This window comes from Anaplasma marginale str. Florida, from assembly GCF_000215485.1.
GTDB lineage: Bacteria > Pseudomonadota > Alphaproteobacteria > Rickettsiales > Anaplasmataceae > Anaplasma > Anaplasma marginale.
The window spans coordinates 1-9,662 of record NZ_AFMS01000114.1 but is presented as its reverse complement, the minus strand read 5'-3'; the positions used below and the strand labels follow the sequence as shown (position 1 = coordinate 9,662).

The 9,662-nt window shown below is 48.4% G+C and carries 9 protein-coding genes, 1 tRNA gene and 1 pseudogene; 3 read left to right on the top strand and 8 right to left on the bottom strand.

Annotated features, from left to right (window positions below):
- Window positions 1-833, top strand: an 833-nt coding sequence (gene serS / locus GAC_RS03115) for a serine--tRNA ligase (RefSeq protein WP_037349441.1), incomplete at its 5' end; no start/stop codon positions are given.
- Between the two features lie 174 nt (window positions 834-1,007).
- Here the strand turns inward: serS and GAC_RS03110 are convergent.
- From GAC_RS03110 to yihA, 4 genes are all read right to left on the bottom strand, one after another.
- A complete protein-coding gene (locus tag GAC_RS03110; protein WP_010267801.1) occupies window positions 1,008-1,553 on the bottom strand; it encodes a hypothetical protein in 546 nt (181 codons plus the stop codon).
- A 279-nt stretch (window positions 1,554-1,832) separates the two neighbouring features.
- Window positions 1,833-2,618: an oxygen-dependent coproporphyrinogen oxidase gene (gene hemF, locus GAC_RS03105; protein ID WP_050813515.1), complete on the bottom strand. Its 786-nt coding sequence runs from the start codon at window positions 2,616-2,618 to the stop codon at window positions 1,833-1,835.
- Window positions 2,619-2,880: 262 nt separating this feature from the next.
- The gene (gene argB, locus GAC_RS03100; protein ID WP_011114422.1) at window positions 2,881-3,861 is read right to left on the bottom strand and encodes an acetylglutamate kinase; all 981 of its coding nucleotides are present in this window, start codon (window positions 3,859-3,861) and stop codon (window positions 2,881-2,883) included.
- Window positions 3,806-4,423: a ribosome biogenesis GTP-binding protein YihA/YsxC gene (yihA, locus tag GAC_RS03095; RefSeq protein WP_010267811.1), complete on the bottom strand. Its 618-nt coding sequence runs from the start codon at window positions 4,421-4,423 to the stop codon at window positions 3,806-3,808. Before yihA ends, argB begins: the two co-directional genes overlap by 56 nt.
- Window positions 4,424-4,749: 326 nt before the next feature.
- On the opposite strand from yihA, the gene prfA reads away from it, so the two are divergent.
- Window positions 4,750-5,829: a peptide chain release factor 1 gene (gene prfA, locus GAC_RS03090; protein WP_010267814.1), complete on the top strand. Its 1,080-nt coding sequence runs from the start codon at window positions 4,750-4,752 to the stop codon at window positions 5,827-5,829.
- A 237-nt stretch (window positions 5,830-6,066) separates the two neighbouring features.
- Here prfA and GAC_RS03085 read toward each other — a convergent pair whose 3' ends face one another.
- From GAC_RS03085 to GAC_RS06155, 3 genes are all read right to left on the bottom strand, one after another.
- The gene (locus GAC_RS03085; RefSeq protein WP_010264866.1) at window positions 6,067-7,599 is read right to left on the bottom strand and encodes an acyl-CoA carboxylase subunit beta; all 1,533 of its coding nucleotides are present in this window, start codon (window positions 7,597-7,599) and stop codon (window positions 6,067-6,069) included.
- Window positions 7,600-7,894: 295 nt separating this feature from the next.
- A complete protein-coding gene (mutM, locus tag GAC_RS03080; RefSeq protein ID WP_010264873.1) occupies window positions 7,895-8,698 on the bottom strand; it encodes a bifunctional DNA-formamidopyrimidine glycosylase/DNA-(apurinic or apyrimidinic site) lyase in 804 nt (267 codons plus the stop codon).
- The gene (locus tag GAC_RS06155; RefSeq protein ID WP_262406111.1) at window positions 8,676-8,807 is read right to left on the bottom strand and encodes a hypothetical protein; all 132 of its coding nucleotides are present in this window, start codon (window positions 8,805-8,807) and stop codon (window positions 8,676-8,678) included. The genes mutM and GAC_RS06155 overlap by 23 nt, the downstream gene beginning before the upstream one ends.
- A 22-nt stretch (window positions 8,808-8,829) precedes the next feature.
- Between GAC_RS06155 and GAC_RS03075 the strand changes: the two genes are divergently transcribed.
- A tRNA-Thr gene (locus tag GAC_RS03075) sits at window positions 8,830-8,900 on the top strand.
- Between the two features lie 8 nt (window positions 8,901-8,908).
- Here the strand turns inward: GAC_RS03075 and GAC_RS03070 are convergent.
- A pseudogene (locus GAC_RS03070) lies at window positions 8,909-9,662 on the bottom strand (hypothetical protein); the annotation flags it as partial.

The window sequence follows — 9,662 nt, the reverse complement described above, 5'->3', positions numbered from 1 at the left end:
CGCAGTGCTGTCTGGAGCCTAGATTTTCCATTTTAAAAGGTCAGCTTGCGGAGCTAGAGAGAGCACTTGCAAGCTTTATGCTAGATATGCACACCAAGGAGTTTGGGTATACAGAAATATCACATCCGGTCTTGGTGAACGAGCGCACAATGTACAACGTGGGTCAATTACCAAAGTTTCACGATGATTCTTTCCGCACTACAAACAACTTCAGGCTTGCACCGACCAGTGAAGTTGCACTGGCTAATCTGGTATCGGGAACAACGCTCCCACGTGACTCCTTGCCGATGAGATTTACGGCATATTCCCAATGCTTTAGGGCAGAAGCTGGAAGTGCCGGCCTAGATACGCGGGGCATGATGCGACAGCATCAATTTGGCAAGGTGGAGCTCGTTAGTATTACTACAAGCGACGCATCAAATGCTGAGCTTGAGAGGATGACTTCAATCGCGGAAGAGGTATTGAAGAGGCTAGAACTCCCGTATAGAGTTATGCTATTATGTTCAGGGGATATGGGGTTTTCCGCAAGCATTTCTTACGACTTGGAAGTGTGGATGCCGGCCCAGGACAAGTATAGGGAGATTTCCAGCTGCTCAAACTGTAGGGATTTTCAAGCCCGAAGGATGGGAGCGAAGTATTTCTTCTTCGAAAACAAGAAAAAGCACTCCACACTGGTACATACCCTAAACGGTTCTGCGCTCGCTATCGGGAGGACAATAGCCGCTATCATGGAGAACTATCAGAACGAAGATGGATCCATCACTATCCCAGACGTGCTCAGAAAGTACACCGGAACAAGCGCAATAATGCGCGCAGAAGATGCCCTGCCTTGAGTCTGCATCAAGCCAGAGTCGAAAAGGTGGGGCTTCCTCCGGACAGCGTGCGCAGCAGAAGCTGCAAACAATACTGTGAAGTGGTAATCACTGATGGGCACACGCCTACATGCGTGTATCTAGTCCCATGTTTTCGGAACATACAGTTCACAAATGCACAAGGTGCATTGTGCCTCAACCCCATGATAGCGACGGAGGGGCGCTGCGTATACTATCGCGGTTACTATCGCGGTCAGATGCCACAACATCACTACAACTCTCCATATCAACCTGCACGATATCCAGACATCTTATTTCGGGTAACGAGCACTCAGTGCTTGCATCACGCTTGGGCGTCGGCACCGTCGGCATCCCGGACACTTGGGCTACACTACGTTCAGGAGGCCAAATCTCGATTTCAATTAAATTTGGAACATATACCTCTCTAAACCTGCGCTCGGATGTAAGGCACCCCGGTAGCGGAGCCTGGTTTACCGTGTTTCTATGTAACAGATTATTGAACCTGTAAGAGGTACTCGTCATCTGCGCAGCAAGACATATGCACAATCCAATTAAACACAAAACCGCACCATGAATGGAGAGCGAAATGATAATGTGCTTGTCAACATCCTGTTTGCTGTATTTACGCACAATATACGACGCACCCGTAAAGGCAAGTGCACTGCAGGTAACCACAAGAGCGGCAACGGACCCAACTACAACCGCTTGCCTATTGTTCACAATTACCCCACAACATATTATACAAACTCGCGCTCAGCGTGCATAATGCTATCATGTATTATGACAACTTCAACATATTTCTTAGTATATTTACCAATTTTGCCAACTGTAACCGGCCGCGCGTCCTGGGATAGATACCGTTACACGCAGTTGGAACAGCCGTGCTTTGGTGGCAATGTAACCCCGGCAGAATTTATATGTCTGCACGCTGGGCCTGCTGCACAAAACTTAAAATCGGCCAACCCGCATACCGTTAGGAAAACCCATACTGGGCCTGGCCTATTCCCATCGCACCAGAGGAGGCATGGACATCATTATTGCATCCGGGTTCCCATTGGTCATGAGGCCGAATCTTGTTCCTCTGTCGTATATAAGATTAAACTCAACGTACCTGCCACGCTTCAATAATTGAAAATTACGCTCCTCTGCCCCCCATGTTTTGTGCATGTTTCTCCTGACAATGGCAGAATACACCCGCAAAAAGCATTTTCCAACCTCCTGCGTGAATGCAAAATCCTGCTCCCAGTTTCCAGTGCATAGGTTATCGTAAAATATCCCGCCTACACCGCGCATTTCTTTTCTGTGAGGGAGGTAAAAATACTCATCACATCTTTGCTTAAACTTGGGATAGTATTCGGGATTAAACTTATCGCACGCAGCACGTATGCCCTCGTGGAATGTGGTTTTGTCATCTTCATCATAATATGTAGGGGTCAGATCCATGCCGCCACCAAACCAACTTTTCGAAGTGCACATAAACCTGGTATTCATGTGCACCGCAGGTACAAATGGAGACTGCATGTGTGCAACCACGGAAATGCCACTTGCCCAAAAGTCGCCCCCACTCTCCTGCGCTCCAGGTATCTCACACGCAAAGTTACTATCCATTACGCCGTACACCGTTGAAAAGTTTACCCCGGCCTTCTCAAACACTTTGCCAACAATCACGACTGACTCACCACCTCCACCACCTTCTCTGTCCCAGGTCCTACGCTTAATCTCCGGACGGCTATCAGAAAACTCCTCTTCGATCGCTAAAAATTGATCAACAATCCTATCGCGCAACTCGTGAAACCACCCTGCAACCCTTTCCTTTTTTCGTTCATATAAGTCCGATTATTATCAACACGTAAAGCGTATACAAATTTCAAGCACAAACAACCACAAAGCAGCTACACGCGGATCACTACCACACCCAAAAAACCTATACCAAGCCAAGTTGCGGGACAGAACTCGAGGGGAGAATACACACAACGTTACCCACAGCAACACCATACGGGAGAAACCCGGTGCTTAGGGAAGCTAGCCGCGCACAAGCGAGACGAACTTATTGTTCCCCGCGGAACTCACAGCAGAGTGTTGTACCGGTGCCGTGCGTCGTAAATAGTTCTAATAGCAAAACATGAGGTATGGCACAATCGACTATATGGGACGTGCCACATGTTTCACGGGAAAATTTTATACAGGCCTGCAGCTTGTGCAGCATATTTGCACTCATTCCCTCATCTTGCAAAAGCTTCTCGGCTCCGTCTGATGAGATCTCTCGCAACAAACAACCCTGGGCATCTTTTACGCAATCTGCAGCATCTGCCAAAAGTACAAGTTTCGCTGCAGACATAGCTGAAGCTATTGCACCAGCCATAAGATCAGGGTTCACTATGTAGGTGGCCCCATTGGTACCACTACACACCGGTGATATCACCGGAACAAAGTCTGACTCCTCAAGAAGGAATAGCAGGTCTGTATTGACTTCACTAGGCTCCCCTAAAAACCCAACGTCCATGATTTTTTCTATGTTGTTCGGCCCCCCGTCCCTCAGGGTACAGCACATCTTTTTCGCTCCCACCAAGCAAGCATCCTTGCCACTCACGCCCACAGCGGAACCCCCAGCATTGTTTATCTGCTGAACCACCTCCTTGTTCACGAGGCCTGACAGGACCATCTCTGCGATTTCCAAAGTCCCCACATCCATAACCCGCAAGCCGTTAACGAAAGTGCACTCCCTGCCAAACCTTGCTAAAACTTCCTCAACTTTGTAGTCACCCCCATGCACCACAATCGGGTTTATGCCAACCTGCTTTAATAACACCACATCGCTCGCAAACCTCGCAGCAAGGTTTGCGTCCTTCATTGCGGTTCCATCATATTTGATTACAAAAGTCTCCCCCGAAAACCTCTGTATGTAGGGTAGAGATTCAGACAACACCTTAACGTCACGCAGCCACTCACTATTTCCCGAAAATTGACCATCATTAAGCTCGGACATCGCGCCCCCCTGGCCATTCTTTGACACATTTTGAGACTTCATGAACCAACTCCTTTATCCCCTTTCCAGACTTGCTGCTAGTCCCAATTATTGGATGCAGCAACATACAACACCCCTTCACCCTACTCTGCACGGCAGACAGAACGTCGTTAAACTCCGTGCACGCCAATCTGTCAATCTTAGTCAGGACCAAACTGTAGTGTATGCAGCGCTCCTCAAGCCAGGATATAAAATCCATATCTACTTCCTTGAGCCCGACTTTAGAATCTATAAGCAAAACCAGCCTATGTAAAGCTTCCCTAGTCAGCAAGTAGTGTTCCACCAACGACATGTAAGAACTCGCGCTTTCTTTTGATGCTTTGGAGTATCCGTAGCCAGGAAGATCAACAAGCGCAAGTGCGCCTTCATTGAGGTAAAAGTTGATTTGCCGGGTAGACCCCGGATTGGAAGACACTCTGGCACCTTTCTTGTTTTTCGTTACTGCATTGATGAGGCTAGACTTCCCAACATTAGACCTTCCTGCAAAAGCAACCTCGGGCACCTGAAAGTCTGGTAGGGAATGCTTATCTTGCACTCCAGCAACAAACCTGCACTTAGACAACATACACGGCCCACAATTTCACAGCACCCAGTGTACATTGCGCGGCGGAGGTATAGTATCAAAAACTTGCGATTTTCTGATAGCAACGGGTAGTACATCTCAGCAAACACCATGACTGTTCCACATGCCCCCACCTGCGTGGAAACGTGTCACAACACTGAATGCACCTGCACACATGCGAAACTTACTAAAGTGCATTGATTGTTTTAATCCACGTGCGCGGCATACAGCACAAAAAATTTACAATGTTTTGCATAGATGTTAATATGGCCGCGGTTTGCGCTTGCGGTTTTGAACGGCTGCCCTAGCCATGAAGTACAGGTAAAATTATGAGCTTTGAAGACAGCCTTGAGGGGTTGTGCGAGAAATTTCGTATCTTGAAACAGCAGCTGTCGGACCCTGAGTCACTTGGGGTTCAGGCTTTCGTTGTTGCGTCCAGGGAATATTCTGACCTACTACCTATAATGTCTCTGATTGAGGAATATCAGACAGCGCAGAAAGAAATTGAAGAGCTAGAAGGGCTCATCAACAGCACAGATACAGATGCGGAGTTAGTCCATCTGGCAAGGGAAGAGTTGTACACAAAGCAAAAGTTAATTCCAAAATTAAAGCACCAGCTGCAATTGTCTCTACTGCCAAAAGATAAGGACGACTCCCGCAGCGCGATTCTGGAAATCAGAGCTGGAACCGGAGGGGAGGAAGCTGCGCTGTTCGTGTGCGATCTGTATCGTATGTATATAAAATATGCGGAGAGAAAGTCGTGGAAGGTGGAGCCCATCGGCATCTCTACTACTGGCATTGGCGGATATAAGGAAGCCTCTCTGTGTATAGGAGGAAAAGACGTGTTCGCGCGGTTGAAGTTTGAGTCTGGCGTGCACAGAGTGCAACGCGTACCGGAAACCGAATCTTCGGGCAGGTTGCACACTTCCGCAGCAACCGTTGCTGTGTTGCCAGAGGTTGAAGAGGTAGATCTAAAAATTGACGAAAAAGACCTCAGAATAGACGTTTACAGGTCGAGTGGGCCGGGAGGGCAGTCAGTAAACACGACTGACAGCGCCGTTAGGATAACGCACATACCAACTGGCATAGTGGTGATCCAACAGGATGAAAAATCCCAGCACAAAAACAAGAGCAAGGCTCTAAAAGTTCTGAGGGCAAGGCTGTACAACCTAGAAAAACAAAAAATAGAAGATGAGATATCGAAAATGCGCAAAAGCCAGATAGGTTCAGGGGACCGTTCGGAGCGTATCCGGACTTACAACTTCCTCCAGTCCAGGATTACCGACCATCGCATTAACATGACGCTATATAGGCTTGAGCACATAATGAAAGAGGGGGACCTTGATGAATTTGTCGATGCCCTCATCGCCGATGACCAAGCAAACAAACTGCAGCAGATTTCCTCCTAGCGCGCTACCGCGCATTTACCCATAACCTACAGCAACCTACCTACACCGGTTCCGTCAAAGGCAGCAACATTCAGAGTCACGACCTCATTGGTAATACACATAGTACACAGCCAACGACCTGCTCAGAAAATCAGAGCCTATGCATCAAGTACATCTTCACTCATTGTTGCCGTGGCAGCCGCATTGCCGTCACAACTAGGCCCCCGTCCACAGCCTCACATGCCACAGATGGCAGCGCTATAAAGGAAGGTTATCGTGCTTGCGCCAAGTGCGTGCGATCTGTTTGTCGCGCAACAGGCTCAAAGCAGAGTGCAGGTGTTTCCTCGTGGAGGACGGCACTATGACATCATCTATGAACCCTCTCGACGCTGCAACGTAGGGGTTCACTATCTTATCATTATATTCCTGCACCAATCTTTGCAAACACTCCTGGTCTTTTTCATGGCGGAAAATAATTCCAACAGCGCCTTCCGAACCCATGACTGCTATCTCAGCACTAGGCCAAGCATAGTTGACGTCGCCGCACAGGTGCCTCGAATTCATCACAATATAGGCACCTCCATAGGCCTTGCGGACAATGACGCTTATTTTCGGCACGGTCGCCTCTGCATAGGCATATAGTAACTTCGCACCATGGGCTATTATGCCGGAATATTCCTGCGACACACCCGGCATGAACCCAGGCACATCAATAAGTGTGACAATCGGTATGTTAAATGCATCGCAAAATCTTACGAACCTGGCAGCCTTTCTAGAGGCATCAATATCCAAGCACCCCGCCAGATGCAGCGGCTGATTTGCTACAAACCCCACGGTATGGCCGCCTATCCTGCCAAACCCTGTGATGATATTTTTTGCGAAATCTGGCTTTAGCTCAAAAAACACTCCCTCGTCACACACCTTGTGTATCAGTTCGTACATGTCGTACGGAGTGCTGCTACTATGCGGAACCAGCGTATTTAAAGACTCGCTTTCTCTGTCCACAGCATCTCTTGTCTCTCTGAATCTGGAAGAGCTCCTATTATTTGCAGGCATAAACGAGAAGAACTTCCTTATCTGGCACAGCGCGTCAATTTCGTCACTAAAAGCACGATCGGCAACTCCGGTTTTCTTCGTGTGTACGGCAGAGCCACCCAAGTCTTCCTGGGTAACTTCTTCAAACGTGACTTTTCTAATGACGTCTGGCCCGGTAACAAACATGCACGAGCTGCCGTGCACCATGAACACAAAGTCAGTGAGCGCGGGAGAGTATACTGCGCCACCCGCACACGAACCCATTATTAAGGATATCTGCGGGATTACCCCGGACATTTCAACATTCCTACGGAATATTTCACCGTAGCCGGCAAGAGAATCCACCCCTTCCTGGATGCGGGCACCTCCGGAATCGTTAATGCCTATCACGGGCACCCCCACCTTGGCAGCTATGTCCATGACATGGCAGATCTTTTTCGAGTTCATTTCGCTCAGAGAGCCGCCGAATATCGTAAAATCTTGTGAGTACACGCACACCCTCTGGCCGTATATTGTGCCAGAACCGGTGACAACACCATCCCCCGAGATTTTTGCCTTGTCCATGCCAAAGTTGGCTGATCTGTGTTCCACAAACACCCCGTATTCCTGGAATGAGCCTTCATCAAGCAGAACTTCAAGTCTTTCCCTAGCGGTGAGCTTGCCCTTGCTATGCTGTTTCTCCACTCGGGACACACCACCACCAGACTTGAGCTTAGATTTCTTACTCTCCAGCTCTTGAATAACCGCAGAACACATCACATACCTGAACAAATTAAACTGTAGTATGCGAAATTATACCAAAAAAATCTCTCGATTTTCATCTTTTGTAAAACTAGGCAATCTACCCAACATCAATTTTCAGAATCGTAGGAGATTTCGAACCCGGCTTTATAACCGCAAAAATTCTCCAATTCCTTTCCAACTAAACACACAGATCATTCAACCGATTCTATGCCGGCACAAATTGCGCTCATGTATGGCGCAACAGGCGCCCATTTGTGGACCACAATCAATATCTATTCCCAACTTCGCGTTGTCATCCATGACGGAGCTACCGCTGGCATAGCGCACAAAAAAACGTGCTTCTCCCGCCGCGCCTCTCTGAAAGTATGCGCGCCCCACAAACATTACAGGGTTGCCCTGCCCTTTGGTAAACCATAAAATGCTGCTGGAACCCTCCCGCGGCACCAGTGGGAATTTTATAATCCCTGATGGTTGACCCACCAGTATTTATGGCAAGCTGGAGAGTGGCTTTGGTTTCCCGCACGATCCCCTCGCATTCTGCGTAAGAGATACTGCTCATCGCTCGCATGGGCAACACCCCGGCTCTGAATAAAATCTCCGATGCGTATATATTCCCTATTCCGGCAACTATAGCATTATTCATCAATACACTCTTCACGCATGCCTTGCTCGGTCGCATTAAATACTCTGCGTTAAATTCAGCAGAAAGCGGATCCGGCCCGATTCTTGACGCGATATTCTCATATGCCTGAAAGTTGACTAGCAACACAGCCCCAAATCTGCGTGGATCGTTGAAAACTACATGAAACCCACCATCCAGAAGTAAGGCAACGTGGTCGTGTTTTTCCCGCACGTAGGGCCTAACGTGGGCCATTCTACCACTCATGCCCAGGTGAAACATAACGCGCTCACCTCTGCTCAAAACGAACACCAAGTATCGCGAAATTCTGCATACAGACTCAATCTTCCTGCCTACAACTGCGCTTTCAAAATCGTCCGCTATCCGGACGCGCAAGTCACGCCTATATACTGTAACACCTTCCACATGCCTACCAACGGCCTTGCTAGCGAAGAATCTGGAAATGACCTCAGCTTCTGGTAGTTCTGGCATCTTCAACGCCGGAAGATTTTTTCCTTTTACGGCGAGCAATATTCTTTTTTAAGAGCTCTGCCAGCCTCTTTTTTCTATTTTCAATGTTTATCTTTGACTTACCCATCACAAAAAACTACAATCCCGTTTCCGCCGTTATAGTTTAGTGGTAAAACGCGTCCTTGGTAAGGACGAGCCTCAAGTTCGATTCTTGGTAACGGCACCCTGAAGTTAACTATCAGTTTTTTTCTCCCTTGGGTAGTACTTCCTATCAACCACCGGGTATGCACCTCGTTGTATAGGCTCCCACTCTGCATCCTTGGCAACAGGCTCCCAGTCTTGGGGATCAGCTTGCACGCTATCACTAGTCATGTTAGCGGCCTCAACAGTCATGTTAGCAGCCACATCATCCTGGAGTTGTTCGGGGCATTCAGAAGCACGCCGCCCGAGCACGATGGGACTAGTTTCAACAGGCAACGCAGCCTTGGCAGCCTTACGTTTATATACATAAGCATCAATGCCACCTACACAAGAGGATAAGCCATAGAACACACAAGAGACCAGCGGCGGAGCTATAACACCAATGATCCATGGAATTGGGGGAAGTAAGAATGCGACAAGCACAACCACTGCAGCACCAGCCAGGGCCATGAGTATTCTATGCGTTGGACTGGCAGCTTCTGGAGGAGCGAGCCACTTTATCCTGCTGATCTTCTGTGGTTTATAATTCTCTATGACATCATATTCTGTAGTATCCCTCTTATGCACAGGATCTTGCATGGATACTACCGGCACCCTGGCAGAATGGAGTTCAGCTACGGTCTGAATAACTGTACATATTGAGATCAGGATGGAGAATGCACCCACAGCCAAACCAGCTGCTACAAAACCGGCAGTACCAGCAGCCACAGCAGCGACCCCCAAACCAGCAACACAAGCAGCAATCCCCACACCGGTTACAACAGCAGTACCAGTAACCCCACCA

Bases quoted from the DNA above. Each gene is read 5' to 3' on its own strand.
- prfA (WP_010267814.1), top strand. From the start codon at position 4,750: ATGAGCTTTGAAGACAGCCTTGAGGGGTTGTGCGAGAAATTTCGTATC.
- yihA (WP_010267811.1), bottom strand. From the start codon at position 4,423: ATGTTGTCTAAGTGCAGGTTTGTTGCTGGAGTGCAAGATAAGCATTCC.
- argB (WP_011114422.1), bottom strand. From the start codon at position 3,861: ATGAAGTCTCAAAATGTGTCAAAGAATGGCCAGGGGGGCGCGATGTCC.
- GAC_RS03085 (WP_010264866.1), bottom strand. From the start codon at position 7,599: ATGTGTTCTGCGGTTATTCAAGAGCTGGAGAGTAAGAAATCTAAGCTC.
- mutM (WP_010264873.1), bottom strand. From the start codon at position 8,698: ATGCCAGAACTACCAGAAGCTGAGGTCATTTCCAGATTCTTCGCTAGC.